Annotated in this window: 16 protein-coding genes; 7 read left to right on the forward strand and 9 right to left on the reverse strand. The window is 70.7% G+C overall.

Going from position 1 to position 15,379, the window contains the following annotated elements; translation table 11 throughout:
• Positions 1-77: 77 nt before the first annotated feature.
• Positions 78-1,634, forward strand: a complete 1,557-nt coding sequence (locus ACZ7OU_RS15975) for a GMC oxidoreductase (RefSeq protein ID WP_470255545.1) — start codon at positions 78-80, stop codon at positions 1,632-1,634.
• Between the two features lie 54 nt (positions 1,635-1,688).
• Here the strand turns inward: ACZ7OU_RS15975 and ACZ7OU_RS15980 are convergent, their stop codons facing one another.
• Together ACZ7OU_RS15980 and ACZ7OU_RS15985 are read right to left on the reverse strand one after the other, a co-directional pair.
• The gene (locus ACZ7OU_RS15980; protein ID WP_470255546.1) at positions 1,689-2,174 is read right to left on the reverse strand and encodes a carboxymuconolactone decarboxylase family protein; all 486 of its coding nucleotides are present in this window, start codon (positions 2,172-2,174) and stop codon (positions 1,689-1,691) included.
• Positions 2,171-3,247 carry an NAD(P)H-dependent amine dehydrogenase family protein gene (locus tag ACZ7OU_RS15985; protein ID WP_470255547.1) on the reverse strand — a complete coding sequence of 359 codons (1,077 nt, stop codon included), beginning with the start codon at positions 3,245-3,247 and terminating at the stop codon, positions 2,171-2,173. The genes ACZ7OU_RS15980 and ACZ7OU_RS15985 overlap by 4 nt, the downstream gene beginning before the upstream one ends.
• 116 nt (positions 3,248-3,363) lie before the next feature.
• Between ACZ7OU_RS15985 and ilvD the strand changes: the two genes are divergently transcribed.
• A complete protein-coding gene (ilvD, locus tag ACZ7OU_RS15990) occupies positions 3,364-5,055 on the forward strand; it encodes a dihydroxy-acid dehydratase (RefSeq protein WP_470255548.1) in 1,692 nt (563 codons plus the stop codon).
• Here the strand turns inward: ilvD and ACZ7OU_RS15995 are convergent.
• Positions 5,034-6,386, reverse strand: a complete 1,353-nt coding sequence (locus tag ACZ7OU_RS15995) for a class I adenylate-forming enzyme family protein (protein WP_470255549.1) — start codon at positions 6,384-6,386, stop codon at positions 5,034-5,036. The genes ilvD and ACZ7OU_RS15995 overlap by 22 nt on opposite strands.
• A 30-nt stretch (positions 6,387-6,416) precedes the next feature.
• On the reverse strand, positions 6,417-6,830 hold the full coding sequence (locus tag ACZ7OU_RS16000; protein ID WP_470241190.1) for an SsgA family sporulation/cell division regulator: 414 nt from the start codon (positions 6,828-6,830) through the stop codon (positions 6,417-6,419).
• A 682-nt stretch (positions 6,831-7,512) separates the two neighbouring features.
• Between ACZ7OU_RS16000 and sigK the strand changes: the two genes are divergently transcribed.
• The 3 genes from sigK (at position 7,513) to ACZ7OU_RS16015 (ending at position 9,562) form a co-directional block, all read left to right on the forward strand.
• A complete protein-coding gene (gene sigK, locus ACZ7OU_RS16005) occupies positions 7,513-8,109 on the forward strand; it encodes an ECF RNA polymerase sigma factor SigK (RefSeq protein ID WP_470241189.1) in 597 nt (198 codons plus the stop codon).
• Positions 8,106-8,786, forward strand: a complete 681-nt coding sequence (locus ACZ7OU_RS16010; RefSeq protein WP_470255550.1) for an anti-sigma factor — start codon at positions 8,106-8,108, stop codon at positions 8,784-8,786. The genes sigK and ACZ7OU_RS16010 overlap by 4 nt, the downstream gene beginning before the upstream one ends.
• Before the next feature lie 101 nt (positions 8,787-8,887).
• The gene (locus ACZ7OU_RS16015) at positions 8,888-9,562 is read left to right on the forward strand and encodes a fasciclin domain-containing protein (protein WP_470241187.1); all 675 of its coding nucleotides are present in this window, start codon (positions 8,888-8,890) and stop codon (positions 9,560-9,562) included.
• Here the strand turns inward: ACZ7OU_RS16015 and ACZ7OU_RS16020 are convergent, their stop codons facing one another.
• Entirely contained in the window at positions 9,563-10,570 is a 1,008-nt protein-coding gene (locus ACZ7OU_RS16020) for an LLM class flavin-dependent oxidoreductase (protein WP_470255551.1), read from the reverse strand.
• A 45-nt stretch (positions 10,571-10,615) separates the two neighbouring features.
• Positions 10,616-11,275 carry a TetR/AcrR family transcriptional regulator gene (locus tag ACZ7OU_RS16025; protein WP_470255552.1) on the reverse strand — a complete coding sequence of 220 codons (660 nt, stop codon included), beginning with the start codon at positions 11,273-11,275 and terminating at the stop codon, positions 10,616-10,618.
• 91 nt (positions 11,276-11,366) lie between these two features.
• Here ACZ7OU_RS16025 and ACZ7OU_RS16030 point away from each other — a divergent pair, with 91 nt between their 5' ends.
• Positions 11,367-12,347, forward strand: a complete 981-nt coding sequence (locus ACZ7OU_RS16030) for an NAD(P)-dependent alcohol dehydrogenase (RefSeq protein ID WP_470255553.1) — start codon at positions 11,367-11,369, stop codon at positions 12,345-12,347.
• 4 nt (positions 12,348-12,351) lie between these two features.
• On the opposite strand, the gene bdeA is transcribed toward ACZ7OU_RS16030, so the two are convergent.
• Positions 12,352-13,284 carry a bis(hydroxyethyl) terephthalate hydrolase gene (bdeA, locus tag ACZ7OU_RS16035; protein ID WP_470255554.1) on the reverse strand — a complete coding sequence of 311 codons (933 nt, stop codon included), beginning with the start codon at positions 13,282-13,284 and terminating at the stop codon, positions 12,352-12,354.
• 423 nt (positions 13,285-13,707) lie between these two features.
• A complete protein-coding gene (locus ACZ7OU_RS16040; protein ID WP_470255555.1) occupies positions 13,708-14,307 on the reverse strand; it encodes a QsdR family transcriptional regulator in 600 nt (199 codons plus the stop codon).
• Between the two features lie 71 nt (positions 14,308-14,378).
• On the opposite strand from ACZ7OU_RS16040, the gene ACZ7OU_RS16045 reads away from it, so the two are divergent.
• The gene (locus tag ACZ7OU_RS16045) at positions 14,379-15,023 is read left to right on the forward strand and encodes a DsbA family oxidoreductase (RefSeq protein WP_470255556.1); all 645 of its coding nucleotides are present in this window, start codon (positions 14,379-14,381) and stop codon (positions 15,021-15,023) included.
• Here the strand turns inward: ACZ7OU_RS16045 and ACZ7OU_RS16050 are convergent.
• The gene (locus tag ACZ7OU_RS16050; protein ID WP_465288484.1) at positions 15,001-15,183 is read right to left on the reverse strand and encodes a hypothetical protein; all 183 of its coding nucleotides are present in this window, start codon (positions 15,181-15,183) and stop codon (positions 15,001-15,003) included. The genes ACZ7OU_RS16045 and ACZ7OU_RS16050 overlap by 23 nt on opposite strands.
• Between the last annotated feature and the right edge of the window lie 196 nt (positions 15,184-15,379).

Genomic DNA, 15,379 nt, shown 5'->3' on the forward strand with positions numbered 1-15,379 from the left:
TGCGTGACGAACCCATGTGGAGAACAGCTTCTGGCGCAGTTTCCCGTCGTCTATTCATCGCAGGAACTGGTTCTATCTTGGCGGCCGCGGCAGTGGGGAGCCAGGCGGCCGCCGCGGCGTCCACCACGTCCGCCACGATCGCCGACGCGGCGCGCGTGCCCGCCCTCGTGATCGGCTCGGGCTACGGCGGCCAGGTCACCGCGCTGCGGCTCGCACAGGCCGGCGTCGACGTGCAGATGGTCGAGATGGGCATGGCCTGGGACACGCCCGGCTCGGACGGCAAGATCTTCGCCAACACGACCACCCCGGACCAGCGCTCGTTCTGGTTGCGCACCAGGACGAAGCAGCCGCTGTCCAACTTCCTCGGGTTCCCGATCGACAAGGACATCCCGAAGTACACGGGCATCCTCGACGCCGAGGAGTTCAGCGGCATCACCGTGTACCAGGGCCGCGGCGTCGGCGGCGGCTCGCTCGTCAACGGCGGCATGGCCGTCACGCCGAAGCGGGAGAACTTCGGGGCGATCCTCCCGACCGTCAACGCCGACGAGATGTACAACACCTACTACCCGCGCGCCAACTCCGGGCTCGGCGTCGGGCTCGTCCGCTCCGACTGGTTCGAGACCGCCGAGTGTTACCAGTACGCGCGGGTCGGGCGGAAACAAGCACAGCGGTCCGGGTTCCCGTTCGTCTTCGTCCCGGACGTCTACGACTGGAACTACATGGAGCAGGAGCAAGCCAACACCGTGCCGCGCTCGGCGCTGGCCGGGGAAATCCTGTACGGCAACAACTACGGCAAGAAGTCCCTGCAGAAGACCTACCTCCCGCTGATCAAGGCGACCGGCCGCGTGACCATCTCCCCGCTGCACCGGGTGACGTCGGTGACGCCCGCGGCCGGCGGCGGCTACACGGTCGTCATGGACCAGCTGAACACCACGGGCGGGGTGACGGCGACGAAGTCCGTGACGGCGGACAAGGTGTTCTTCGCCGCGGGCAGCGTCGGCACGAGCAAGCTGCTGGTGAAGCTGAAGGCCACCGGCGCGCTGCCCAACCTCAGCGGCGAGGTCGGCAAGGGCTGGGGCGACAACGGCAACGTGATGGTCGGGCGGGCCAACCAGATCTGGGACCCGACCGGCAGCCTCCAGTCGTCCATCCCCTGCGGCGGCATCGACAACTGGGCGGCCGGCGGCGCGTTCGCCGAGGTCGCGCCGCTGCCGACCGGCATCGAGACGTGGGCGTCGTTCTACCTGTCGATCACGAAGAACCCGAACCGCGCCCAGTTCACGTACAACCCGGCGACGCAGAACGTGGACCTCAACTGGCAGACCGCGTGGAAGCAGCCGGGGATCGACATGGCGAAGACCATCTTCGACAAGATCAACGCGAAGGAGGGGACGATCTACCGGTCCGACCTCTTCGGCTTCTACAAGATCTGGGGCGACCACCTGACGTACCACCCGCTCGGCGGCGCGGTGCTCGGCAAGGCGACCGACAACTACGGCCGGCTGGCCGGGTACCAGGGCCTGTACGCGATCGACGGGTCCCTGATCCCGGGCAACACCAGCGTCAACCCGTTCGTCACCATCACGGCACTGGCCGAACGGAACATCGAGAAGATCATCGCCACGGACTTCTAGAGTCCGCCGCGGCCGGTCGTGAGTGAGAAACAGTGTTCTAACACTGTTTCTCACTCACGACTGGTGGGACGGCAGCACGCAGACGGTGTCGATGCCCAGGACGTGGTTCAGCCGGCCGAACGCCAGCCAGGCGCCGAGGCTCATGCTCAGCTCGACGATCTCCTGCTGCGTGTAGTGCTCGGCCATCCGCTTCCAGAACTCGTCGTCCAGGTTGTGGTGGTCCAGCGTGTACCGCTCGGCGTACTCGGCCGCCAGGCGCGTCCGCTCGTCGAAGAGCTCCGTCGTGCGCCATTCGGTGACCGCGTCCGCGAACTCCGGCTCGACCTTCACGCCGTCGCGTTCGGTCCGCCAGTCCAGACAGAAGATGCACCCGTTGATCTGGGCGATCCGCAGCCGCGCGGCCTCGAACTCCCGCAGGCCCAGCGTCGTGTGCGCGTAGACCGCCAGCGAGAACTGCGACGCGGCGATGCCGATGCCGGGCACCAGCTCGCCCCAGACGTACCCGATCGGGTCCTTGCCCTCGGGGATGTCGATGTTCACGAGCGCCTCCTTCCGAGCTTGCCGGCTGCCGGGCGCAGCGGGACGTCGAGTGCGTCGTACAGGCCGGGTTCCGCCTCGGCCAGCCAGTCGATCGCGCCGACGAGCCGGCCGACGGCGGTCGCGTTGCCGCCCGCCGAACGGTTTTCGCCCTCGTCGCTCGCCTCGACGCTGACCTCGATGCGGGGCCGGCCTTCGATGATCACGCGGTGGGCGCCGTCGCCGCTGGGTGGCGTGGGCCAGTCCGGCGCGCACGACGGGTGGATGCGCGTCACGTGCTCGATGACGATCCGCGGTTCGCCGTCGACGATGCCCTGGACCTCGAACCGCACCGCGCCTTGGGTGCCCTTCTCGAAGTCACCCATGGTCCGCGTGGAGATCGTCTCCTCGAGGGGACGCCGTTGCAGCGTCTCGCGCAGCTCGTCCACCTCGACGCCGAGGCCGCGCGCGATCAGCCGGACCTGCCCGCCCCAGACCATGGACGGGACGCCGGTCATCAGCATCGGCGGGTCGTAGTCCATCGGCTGGCCCATGCCGACCAGGTACCGGACGGAGTCGGGCTGTTCGTAGGTCGAGTAGTCGAAGATCTCCTGGCAGCGGATGACGTCGACGTCCGTGCCGAGCCCGCTGATCAGCAGCGGCAGCACGTCGTTGCCCCAGCCGGGGTCGACGCCGGAGACGAACAGCGAGCCGCCGCCCTCCTTGATCGCCGCGAGCACCGGGTCCCGCAGTTCCGGGGGCGCGTTGCGCTGGTCGTAGAGCGGGTAGAGGGCCGGCGTCACGACGACCGCGCCCGTCCCGACCGCGCGGACGATGTCGGCGAGCGCGTCGTCGAACCGGACGTCCCCCGACGCGGCGTAGGCGACGGCTCGCGGACCCGCGGCCAGCACGGCGTCGACGTCGTCGGTCGCGGCGACCCCGAGGTCTCCGACGCCCGCCAGCGCGCCCGCGTCCTTGCCGACCTTGGCCGGGTCGTGGACGAGCACCGCGCTGAGCTCCAGCGCCGGATGGGCGTCGACGGCCCGGATTGCCGCACGGCCGACGTTGCCCGTGCCCCACACCACCGTGGCGATCATTTCGCCGAGTTTTCGCCGGTTCGCCCGGGTCCGGGAAGGGATTCGTTCCGGCCAGCGGACCGCGCGGACGCGGGTAGCATGCAGTGCGTCCGAACGTCGTACCGGAGGGCCCCGCGATGACGATCGATCCGAAACCCCGCAGCCGCACGGTGACCGACGGGATCGAGGCCGCGCCCGCGCGCGGCATGCTCCGCGCCGTCGGGATGGGCGACGGCGACTGGCGCAAGCCGATCATCGGCGTCGCCAGTTCGTGGAACGAGATCACGCCGTGCAACCTCTCCCTCGACCGGCTCGCGCAGGCGTCGAAGGAAGGCGTCCACGCGGCCGGTGGCTACCCGCTGCAGTTCGGCACGATCTCGGTGTCCGACGGCATCTCCATGGGCCACGACGGGATGCACTTCTCGCTGGTGTCGCGGGAGGTCATCGCCGACTCCGTCGAGACGGTCATGCAGGCCGAGCGGCTCGACGGCTCGGTGCTGCTGGCCGGCTGCGACAAGTCGCTGCCGGGCATGCTGATGGCGGCGGCGCGCCTCGACCTGGCCTCGGTGTTCCTCTACGCCGGCACGATCGCCCCCGGCTGGGTGAAGCTCACCGACGGCACCGAGAAGGACGTCACGCTCATCGACGCCTTCGAGGCCGTCGGCGCGTGCCGGGCGGGCCGGCTCAAGACCGACGACCTCGACCGGATCGAACGCGCCATCTGCCCCGGTGAGGGCGCCTGCGGCGGCATGTACACGGCGAACACGATGGCGTCGGCGGCCGAGGCCATGGGGATGAGCATGCCGGGGTCGGCCGCGCCGCCGTCCGCGGACCGCCGTCGCGACCACTACGCGCACCTTTCGGGTGAAGCCGTGGTGGGGCTGCTCGAAAAGGGCATCACCGCGCGGGACATCCTCACGCGCGAGGCGTTCGAGAACGCGATCACCGTCATCATGGCGCTCGGCGGCTCCACCAACGCCGTGCTGCACCTGCTGGCCATCGCGCACGAGGCGAAGGTCGAGCTGACCCTCGACGACTTCAACCGCGTCGGCGACCGCGTCCCGCACCTCGGCGACCTCAAGCCCTTCGGCAAGTACGTCATGAACGACATCGACCGCCACGGCGGCATCCCGGTGCTGATGAAGGCGCTCCTGGACGAAGGTCTGATCCACGGTGACGCGCTGACCGTCACCGGCCGGACCGTCGCCGAGAACCTCGCCGAGCTGAACCCCGACCCGATCGACGGCGAGGTCCTGCGCACCCTCGACAACCCGCTGCACCCGACCGGCGGCATCACCATCCTGCGCGGTTCGCTCGCCCCCGAAGGCGCCGTCGTGAAGTCCGCGGGCTTCGACACCGCCAACTTCGAAGGCCCGGCGCGGGTCTTCGAGCGCGAGCAGGAGGCGATGGCGGCGCTCAACGAAGGCCGGATCGCGGCCGGGGACGTCGTCGTCATCCGCTACGAAGGTCCCAAGGGCGGGCCGGGCATGCGCGAGATGCTCGCGATCACCGCGGCGATCAAGGGCGCCGGGCTGGGCCGCGACGTCCTCCTGCTGACCGACGGGCGCTTCTCCGGCGGCACCACCGGCCTGTGCATCGGCCACGTCGCGCCCGAAGCGGTCGACGGCGGGCCGATCGCGTTCGTCCGCGACGGCGACCGGATCGCCGTCGACATCAAGGGCCGCAGCATCGACCTGCTGCTGGACACCGCCGAGCTGGCGCGTCGCCGCGAGGGCTGGGAGCCGCTGCCGAACAAGTTCCCGGAGGGCGTGCTCGGGAAGTACGCGAAGCTGGTCCGGTCGTCGTCCTACGGCGCCGTCACGAGCTGAGCGAGCGCGCGTTTGTCGACCTTGCCGACGGCGGTGAGGGGCAGTGCGTCGACGAAGTCCACCTTCGCCGGGACGTAGTGCTCCTGGCCGAAGGCGTCTCGCGCGTGGGTTTTCAGGTCGTCTTCGGTCACTTCGCCCATGGTGACGACCACGGCGCGCAACAGGCCGCCCTGGCCGAACACGGCCGCGCTCCGCACCGCCGGGTGCGTCTCCAGCGCGTGTTCGACGACGGTCGTGGGGACCTTCGTGCCGTGCTCACCGACCACGACGACGTCGTCGGCGCGGTCGAGGAGGTAGAGGTAACCGTCGTCGTCGAAGCGGCCGAGGTCGCCGGTCCGCAGCCAGCCGACGCCGACGGGCGGGCTGCCGAGGTAACCGTCCATCATGGACAGTCCGCGGACCTCGACCTCGCCGTCCTCGGTGATCCGGGCTTCCATGCCGGGCACGATCCGGCCGACCGAGCCCAGCCGCTCCGGGTGGCCGGCCAGCTCGGCGGCGGAGATGCTCGCGATCATCGGGGCTTCGGTGAGGCCGTAACCCTGGCCGACGACCGGCCCGAAGACGTCGAGGGCCTGGGCGAACCGGTGCGGCGGCAGCGGCGCGGCGCCGAGGGAGAGCGACCGGACGCTGCTGAGATCGGTGCTTTCGCGCGCGGGGTGGTCGAGGACGGCGGCCAGCCGCGGCGGCGTCAGGGAGAGCGTGTCGATGCGGTGCTCCTGGATCGCGCCGAGGACCGCGCCCGCGTCGAAACCGTCCTGGAGGACCACGGTGTCGCGGCGCAGGAGGGCGCCGAGGACGGTGGCGTTGCCGGTCATGTGCGTCATGGGCGCGACGAGCAGGGTGCGGCCGGGGCCGTCCGGGCTCGGCGTGAAGATGTGGGCCATGCCGTCGTAGATGCCGCTGTGGCGGATGAGCTTCGGGGTGCCCGTGGTGCCACCGGTGGGGAAGAGGAGGTGGACGGTCTCGGGCGGGTTCGGCGGCGCGGGTTCGCCGTCGAGGTCGTCGAGGGTGCGGATGTCACCGTCGGGCCAGTCGTGCGGGCGATCGGTGACGACCGTGGTGCCCCGCGCCGCGGCGAGCCGGTCCTGCATCGGCGCCGACGCCGGGACCATGAGCACGGTCGCGCCCCGCAGGAGGGCGGCGAGCTGAACGAGCAGCGTCTCGGGCCGGTTGCGCAGGTCGACGGCGACGGTGCCGTTCGTCCCGGTGTGCAGGCGGTGCAGCCGGTCCCGGGCCTGGTGGTAGGTCGTGACGCCGCTTTCGTGGTGGAAGAGCGGCCGGTCACCGCCGTCCTCGAGCGCGGCGAGCACTGTCGTCAGGAAGAAGCTCACCGCGCGACGGTACTCAGTGCTGGCCGGTGCTCAGTCTTGGTAGGAGAGCTTCTCGAGTTCCTCGTCGAAGTCGAACCAGCCGGACTCGTCCCCGACGGGGATGACGTCGTAGGTCCGGTCGAGGAAGGCGGCGATCTCCTTCGCGGGCGCTTCGAGCACGGCGGCGCCGTCGGGGGAGTTCAGCTCCACGACGACCAGGGCCGGATCGCCGGCGGGCCCGACGCGCACGTCCCCGTCGCCGCAGCGGGCCAGCAGGCCGTCGGCGAGGAGGTCGCGCCCGAAGAGCCACCGGACGGCCGCGGGCCCGGCGTGCAGCACCACGGCGACCGCGTAGGGGTCACGGGTGTCGTACTCCAGCTCGGCCGGCACCGGCCGCGGCGCCGCCCCGAAGGTGCGCAGGGCGAAGTCGAAGCTGGCACTGGTCACGCTGTGCGGGTCGGCCATGGGGACCGCCTTTGCTACTCGTCGGTTAACTTCGTCTTGTTCCAGGGATAACCCATAGTGAGTTCAACGCCCAGCGTTCCGAAAAACTTTCACACTCTGGGGTGATCAAGAAGTGTCCGAGGTCACCGTCGGCGTGGCCGAACGGGCAAGGTGCCCACGCAGAGTGAGCTGCCGTCGCGGAGCCGGCGCATAGGTGGAGTCGCTACACCTTCGACGTCGTTACAGCACTGCGCTCGGTGCGCGGCTGGAGTCGCTGCACAAGTGGAGTCACTACATCTTTGGAGTCGGTGCGGGATTGTGGCGACTTCGCGTTCGGGGCCGATGCGCGGGTGGAGCGACTACACCTTTGGCGTCGCTGCGGGACTGAAGCGACTCCGCGTTTGGGCCGATGCGCGGCTGGAGCGACTGCACCTTTGGACCCGATGCATGACTGAAGTGACTACACCTTCGGACCCGATGCGCGACTGGCGTCACTACGGCATTTGAGCCGCTACGCCCCCGGAGCGCCAGCCGGCCCACCACCCACACCCCGACGCAAAGCCTTCGGAACCACCGAGCCCCCGGATGGGTCCCGGCGCCGGAGTTGCACCGTCCGGGTGGGAACCGCCACCCCACACCAGTCCGCGACGCCCTCCGGCCGCGAACGCCTCGCATAACCAGGGTGAGGTGGAGGGTGCCGGGCATGGGTGAGCGTGGGCGGCTACGGCTGCAACCGGACGAGGCGCCGGTGCCCGCGGCGAGCGCCGAGGAACTGCTTCGGCGCGTCGCGGCGGGGGATGAACCGGCCTTCGCCGCGTTGTACGACCTCATCGCCGGGCCGGTGCTCGGGCTGGTGACGCGCGTGCTGCGCAACCACGCCCAGGCCGAGGAAGTCGCGCAGGAGGTGCTGGTGGAGGTGTGGCGCAAGGCCACGAGGTACGTCCCGGAACGCGGCAGCGCGCTGTCGTGGGTGCTGACGATCGCCCACCGCCGGGCCGTGGACCGCGTGCGCTCGCACCAGGCCGTGCTCGACCGCGAGGAGCGGGCGGGCCGGATGGACGTGCGGCGGCCGTTCGACGAGGTCACCGAGTCCACTTTGGCCACGCTCGACCAGCAGCGCGTGCGGCAGTGCCTGGCCCAGCTCACCGATCTCCAGCGCGAGTCGATCGTGCTGGCGTACTACAACGGCTACACCTATCCCGAGGTCGCCGAGGTGCTGAAGGTGGCGCCCGGGACCGTGAAAACCCGCATCCGGGACGGCCTGATCCGGTTGCGCGACTGCTTGGGGGTGGATCGATGACCGCCGAGCTGCACACGCTGACCGGGGCCTACGCGCTGGACGCCGTGTCCGATGTGGAGCGTGCCGGGTTCGAACGGCACCTCGGGGAGTGCGCCGCGTGCCGCCAGGAGGTGGCCGAGCTCCGGGCGACCGGGGCCTGGCTCGGCGTGGCCGAGGCCGTCGGGCCGCCGCCGGAGCTGAAGGCGCTGGTGCTCGCCGGTGTGGCCGGCACCCGGCAGCTGCCGCCGAGGGTTCCGGCGCCGCGAGCCGAACCCGGGCGGCGCAAGGGTTTCGGGCTGCGCGTCGCCCTGTTCGGGGCCGCCGCGGCCGCCGTCGTCGCGGTCGGGGTCGGCGTCGTCACGACGTCCGCGCCGACGGCGCCGGTCGACTCGGTGTTGTCCGCGCCCGATGCCACGGCCATCCAGGGGATCGGCGAGGGGCACGCGACCCTGGTCGTCTCGCGCAGCCGGAACCAGGCGGTGCTGCTCGCCTCGGACCTGCCCGCGCTCGACGCCGGCCACGTCTACCAGGTGTGGCTCATCCGCGCCGGTGAAGCGCATTCGGCGGGTCTCCTGGAGCCGCGGATGCTGATGTCCGATCTCCCGCCGGGCACCGATCGGATCGGGATCACCGTCGAGCCCACGGGTGGTTCGGCCGGCCCGACGACCCCGTCGGTCACCCGGATTTCCCTGACCTAGCACCAAAAATGAATCACCCGATCGGATGCCAATCCGTTTCCCGTACAGCCCCGAATAAACCGCAAGAAGTAGTACACAGCCGCGTTATTGGAGTGATTTTCGTGACCAAGCTTCGTGTCGCCGGTATCGGTTTCGCCGCCGTGGCCGCCCTTTCGCTGACCGCGTGCAGCGGCAGCGACACCGCTTCCTCCGGGAGCTCCAGCAGTGCCCCCGCCCCGGCGCCTTCTTCGTCGATGGCTGCCCCGTCGTCCAGCGCGGCCGCCGGTGACGGCGTGACCACCAACGCCGACGTCTTCGGCCCGGCCTGTTCGCAGCTGCCGCAGGGCTCGGCGCCCGGTTCGCTCGACTCGATGGGCCCGCAGCCGGTCGCGTCGGCGGCGTCGACGAACCCGCTGCTGACCAAGCTGGTCGCGGCGGTCAAGGCCACCAACCTGGTCGACACGCTCAACAGCGCCCCGGCGATCACCGTGTTCGCGCCGGCCGACCCGGCGTTCGCCGCGCTGGGCGACGCGAAGTTCGCCGAGCTGGCGGGCAAGCCCGCCGAGCTGTCGCCGATCCTGCAGTACCACGTCGTCGGCAAGCGGTACGACGCCAAGGGTCTCGAGTCGGCCGGCATGCTCGACTCGCTGAACGCCGCCGGCGGTCAGCTGAAGATCGAGGGCTCGGGCGAGAACATGACCGTCAACGGCGCGAAGATCCTGTGCGGCAACATCCCCACGAAGAACGCCACGGTCTTCGTGATCGACAAGGTGCTGACCCCCGGCACCAACAAGTAGTCAGGACCGCCGGCCGAGCGCCGGGCCGAGCCGTTCCGCGATGTCGGTGAGGATCTGCACGTAATCTTCGTGTTCGAAGGTGAACGGCAGGGCGAAAGCCACCTCGTCGACCTCGCGGAACGCCGCGTGCTCGTGCAGCCGGTCGGCGATCTCGGCCGAGGTGCCGACGAAGTCGGGGGAGAACAACATCCGTGCCGGGCCTTGCGGTTCGGCGGTGCGGGGAAGCCGTTTCGCCGCGTAGGCCTCGTATTTCGCGCGCTGCTCCGGCGTGGCGGTGTCGGTCGGGACGACGACCAGCCCCTGCGAGACGCGGGCCGCCGCGCCGGCCGGGTGGTGCTCGCGGAACGCCCGGATGTGCGACAGTTGGATTTCGGCGAAGTCCGCGCTCTCGCCGTCGGCCTTGACCACGCTGCTGGTCAGGAAGTTCATCGCGTGCTGGCCGGCCCACTCCGCGGAACGCAGGCTCGCGCCGCCGTACCACAGGCGGTCGCCGAGCCCGGGTGCCTGCGGCTGGACGCGGTCGGAGAAGACCTCGAAGCCTTCGGTGCCGCTGAAGCCGGTCGCCGGCTTGCCGCGCACGAAGTCCAGCAGCCGTCGCACGCGGTCGTAGGAGAAGTCTTCGGCGTCGGCGGTGTCGGGGTAGAGGGCGTGCTTGACCTCGTCGTAGCGCATCGGCGGGCCGACGCTGATCCCCGGGTTGAGCCGGCCGCCGGAGAGCAGGTCGACGGTGGCCAGGTCTTCGGCCAGCCGCAGCGGGTTCTCCCAGCCGAGCGGGATGACGGCGGTGCCGAGGTCGATCCGGCTGGTCCGCTGCGACGCGGCGGCGAGCACGGCGACCGGCGACGAGATGCCGTGCTGCAGGTGCCGGTGCCGCACCCAGGCGCTGTCGAACCCGAGCTGTTCCCCGAGCTCGATGATCCCGAGGGTCGACTCGTGCCCCCGCCGCGGATCGGCGGGGTCGAACAGGCCGATGGTCAGGAAGCCGAGCTTCCGCAGTGGTCGCGACACCCTGCCGATTCTTCCCTTGCGAGGGAGGGTGTCCCACCTGGTGGACTACCGCCCTCGCAGCAGGTCCAAGCCGCCGAGGATGAGGTCCAGGCCGAACTCGAACTCCGCCTGGTCGTCGCACCACCCCAGCGTCGAGTCGGGGTCGTCGTGGGCGATCTCGCTCAGCATCCCGACCAGGTTCGGCAGCTGTGCGGCCAGCTCCGGCGGGACCTCCGCCGACGCGCCCGCGCTCGGGTCGAACAGCTCCTGGCTGAACCCGAGCGCCCGGCTGCCGAGGGCGTGCAGCGCGTGGTGGATGCGGTCGTGGGAGAACCCGCCGTCGCGCATCACGCCGACCAGCGCGTCGTAGTACTTCAGCACCTCGAGGCTCGTCGACGACCGCGTCTCGAACAGCGCCGGCGCCCAGCGGTGGCGGAGGAACACCTGGCGGGCGGCGAGGATGCGCCGCCGGGTCGTCTGCCGCCAGTCCGGACCGGCCTCCAGGCGCGCGACGGTCTCGTTGATCTCCTGCGCCACGACGTCGACGATCCCGTCGAGCACGTCTTCCTTCTTGGCCACGTGGTAGTAGAGCGACATCGCCTCGGCGCCGAGCTCGTCGGCGAGCCGGCGCATCGTCAGCGCGCGCAGGCCGTGTTCGTCGGCGAGCGCGACCGCCGCGTGCAGCACGCGCTCGCGGCTGAGGGGGATCCGCGCGTCGGTCGTCACGCCCAAGATCGTACAACGTAAGGCCTCCTTGACCCGGCGGCCACTCCGGAGCTACCTTACGACGTAAGACTTACAACGTAAGGGAGACGCGATGAAGGCCCTCGTCCAGCGTGCGTACGGCTCACCGGACAGTCTGAGCTGGGAAGACGTACCCGACCCCGTGCCTGGCGACGGTGAAGTGCTCGTCCGGGTGCACGCCACTTCGGTCAACCCGTACGACTGGCACTTCATGAGAGGCGAGCCCCGCATGGCGCGCCTGATGACCGGCGGCTTCGGCCTGCGCCGTCCGCCGGTCGGCGTCCTCGGCTGCGACCTGGCCGGCCGGGTCGAGACGCGGGGTGCGAAGTTCGCCCCCGGCGACGACGTCTACGCGCTGCTGCCGAGGGGTGCCCACGCCGAATACGTCTGCGTGTCCGAAGAGCTGCTGGCGCCGATGCCGGCGAACCTGTCCCACGAGCAGGCGGCGACGATGCCGATGGCCGCGATGACCGCGCTGGTCTCCTTGCGCGGGGTGGAGGCCGGGCACCGGGTGCTGGTCAACGGCGCTTCCGGCGGCGTCGGCACCTTCGCGGTGCAGCTGGCGCGGGCGCTCGGGGCGCGGGTCGACGCCGTCTGCGGCGCGGCCAACGCCGAGCTGGTCCGTTCGCTCGGTGCGGAGCACGTCGTCGACTACCGCTCGGCGGACTTCACCCGCAGCGGGCGCCGCTACGACTTCGTGCTGGACGTCGCCGGCGGCCGATCCGTGTTCGCCTGCCGCCGGGTGCTGGAGCGGGGTGGCACGTTCGTCGCCGTCGGCGGCCCGGCCGGACGCTGGCTGCAGCCCGCCGGGCACGTTTTCGCTGCGCTGGCCTCGGGCCCGTTCGCCCGAAGGCGGGTCGTGCTCGCCGACGCGGTCGCGTGCCGGGACAAGGCGGCGGTGCTGGGGGAGCTGGCCGCGTTCGCCGAGCGCGGCGCGGTCACGCCGGTCGTGGACCGGAGCTACCCGTTCGACGACCTGCGCGCCGCGATCGCGTACCAGGAAGCCGGGCACGCCAAGGGAAAGGTGGTCGTCACCCTCGGCGTGCCCGGCTGACCGGTCAGCCGTTGTGCGGGCAGTTCCCGCGGTAGTCCGAAATGGACAGGCTGGTGCCGGGGATCGGGCAGAGGAACTGTTCGTAGCGGGTGTCGTCGTCGATGAACCGCTTGAGCCAGGAGAGGGTGTACTTCGCGATCGTCGTGTTCGACGAGTTCGGGGCGAAGTGGCTGGCGCCGCGCAGTTCGAGGTACGCCTTGTCCAAAGAGGACGGAAGGCTGGTGTAGAAGGGGATCGAGTGCGAGGCCACCGGGGCGACGGTGTCCGACTGCGCCCCGACGACGAGCGTCGGCACGCGGACTCCTCCCCAGTTCTTCGTCAGGTTCCAGCCGGTGAGCGGGATCGCGGCCTGCAGCGACGGCCGCGAGCGCGCGGCTTCGAGCGTGCCGCCCCCGCCCATCGAGTGCCCGACCACACCGAGCCGGCTGCTGTCGATCCGGGAGCGGACGCTGCTTTGCTGGGTGAGGTAGTCGAGCGAGGCCAGCAGCTGCCGGCCGCGGCTGTCGGGCTGGTCGCTGGTGGTCAGGGTGTCGATCGTGAAGACGACGAAGCCCTGCGACGCGAGCCGCGGGCCCAGCCAGGCGATGCTCGACTGGAGCGCGGTGAACCCGGGCGCGATCGAGATGGCCCCGAAGGTGCCGGCGGTCGTGCTGGTCGGGTAGTAGATGGTGCCGCCGCCGAAGCCGGAGACGGACAGCCGCGAGACGGTCGCGGTGCTGGTGGCGAAGCTGCCGCGCGAGGCCTCGATGCTGGCGGTGGTCGGATCGGGGCCACGTTCGTAGGGGTTGGCGGCGGCGGGCGCCGGAGCGGCGAAGCCGGCGGTCAGCGCGAGCGCGGCCAGGACAACCCCGGCCGCCTTGGCACGAAACCCCCGACGGCGGTGTGAAACTGTCTCACCCAGGCCAGACGACGTCGGCGGGCTGGTGAGTACGGACATGGATCGCTCTCTTTCCCCGGGCAGGCGAAAGCGCGCCCGGACACAGGCGGGCGGATCAATGGAACCGTTGCACGGCAACGAAGGAGGTGCCGCGTGCGGGACGCGGGGTAACCGCTTTCCCGTGGTGTTATGAAACACTTGAACGAAATGTTCCACAACACCCGAACGGGTGAGTAGTTGACCGACTGTGCGCTTGCTCAGTGATCCGGGCGGGCTTCGTTCGTGTCGTCAGGCGAGGTGAGGGGGCGTTCACGTCGCGTCGGGGCGGGGTGGTCTGGCTGGGACCGGTCGCCCGAGCAGCCTCGGCTGGTGGTGGCTCGGCAGCCGCGGCGTGAGCGCGCGCGGAAGCTGGCCCGCGCCCAACCCGCGCTTGCGTGCACCGCGTTCGCGCCAACCCGCGGCAACTCCCGTACCAGCGCCGTGTCAGCGGGCCGCGGCCGGCTCCAATGCTCCGCCCACCAACGTGTCCAGCAGCGTCGTCGCGACCTTCAGATCCACCGTCCGCGCCGCCAGCACGTCCGAATACAGGAACGACTCGCCCAGCCGCACCACCGCGAACGCCAGATCCGGCAACCCCACCAGCGGCGTCAGCCCCGCGACCGATGCGTCCTCGCGGAACAGCTCCACGTGCGCGTCGACCAGGGCCGGCTGGACCGCGCCGCGGGGGTCCGTCAGGACCCTCAGCGCCACCGTGGACTCCGTCTCGAACAGCTTGGTCATCCCGTCGTTGCCCGCGACCTCGCGCCGGTACTCCTCCATCACCCACAGGCACCGCAGCCGGCCCTCGGGAGTGCGGACCGCGTCGCCGTGCTGCGAACGCCAGCTGTCCAGTGCGCGCTGCCACGTCCGGTCGGACAGCAGCCGCAGGCCCGCGCCCATCAGGTCTTCGCGGTTGCCGACGCGGCGGAAGAACGTCGTGCGGGAGATTCCGAGCTCCGTCGCCATGCGGCCGAGGTCGAGGCGGGTTCCGGTGAACAGCAGCCGTGCCGCGTGGCGGACGATGTCGTCGGTCGAGACGGTCACCCGCCCACCCTAGCCGCAGGTCGAGGACGGTTACTTTGAAGTGCGTGCCGCCGCGTGGTTAGCGTGGTGGTGTGCGCGTAGACATCTGGTCCGATCTCATCTGTCCCTGGTGCTATCTCGGCAAGCGCCGCTTCGAGCAGGCCGTCGCCGAGCTCGGGGCCGACGTCGAGGTCGTGCACCACTCGTTCCAGCTCGACCCGTCGTTCCCGCGCGGGACGTCGCGGCCGACGCGCGAGGTGCTGTCCGAAAAGTACGGCCGGACGCTCGAAGAAGCCGACGCCATGGAAGCGCAGATGGAGCAGCGCGCGGCCGCCGACGGTCTCGAGTACCACCTCGACGGTGTCCACATGGGAAACACCGTCGACGGCCACCGCCTCGTGCACCTCGCCCGCGAGCGCGGGCTGGCCGACGCCGTCGTCGACCGGTTCTACCGCGCGCACTTCACCGAGCGGCGGTCGCTGTTCGACCGCGACTCGCTGGTGGAGCTGGCCGCCGAAGCCGGGCTCGACGCCGCCGAGGTCCGCGCGGTGCTCGAGTCGGACGCCTACGAAACCGAAGTCGCGGCGGACGGCGAACAGGCGCGGGCGCTCGGCGCGACCGGGGTGCCGTTCTTCGTGATCGACCAGCGGTTCGGCGTCGCCGGCGCCCAGTCGCCCGAGGTGTTCACCCAGGTGCTGCGGCGCGCGGCGGACGTCAGCGGCGCCGCCGCCGGCTGAACCGCGAACGGTCGGTCGCGACGCCGGCCAGGTGCAGGGCGACGCACAGCAGCCCGGCGGTGGTGAGCGTGCTGGTGGTGATGATCGGGCCGAGGCCGAACCCGGCCAGCTCCATCAGGAGGGCGAGCCCGAAGAGCACGGCGGCGAGAATGGCGAGCATGACGCCTCGTTTCTGCTGCGGTAGGGCCAAATGGTCCACACCACTGCGACGTTCGCGGTGCCGGGGGACCCGGCTTGGTGGCCAGTAATTCCCGCGGTTCCGCGCGCTCAAACGAGAACATTCCGGGCGGGGCGGCGCCCCCCGTCTTCCACGCTAGCGGTGGGCACCGACAGTTTGGTCCAGGTGATCACTGGCC

It is taken from the genome of Amycolatopsis sp. NPDC114505, assembly GCF_055633615.1.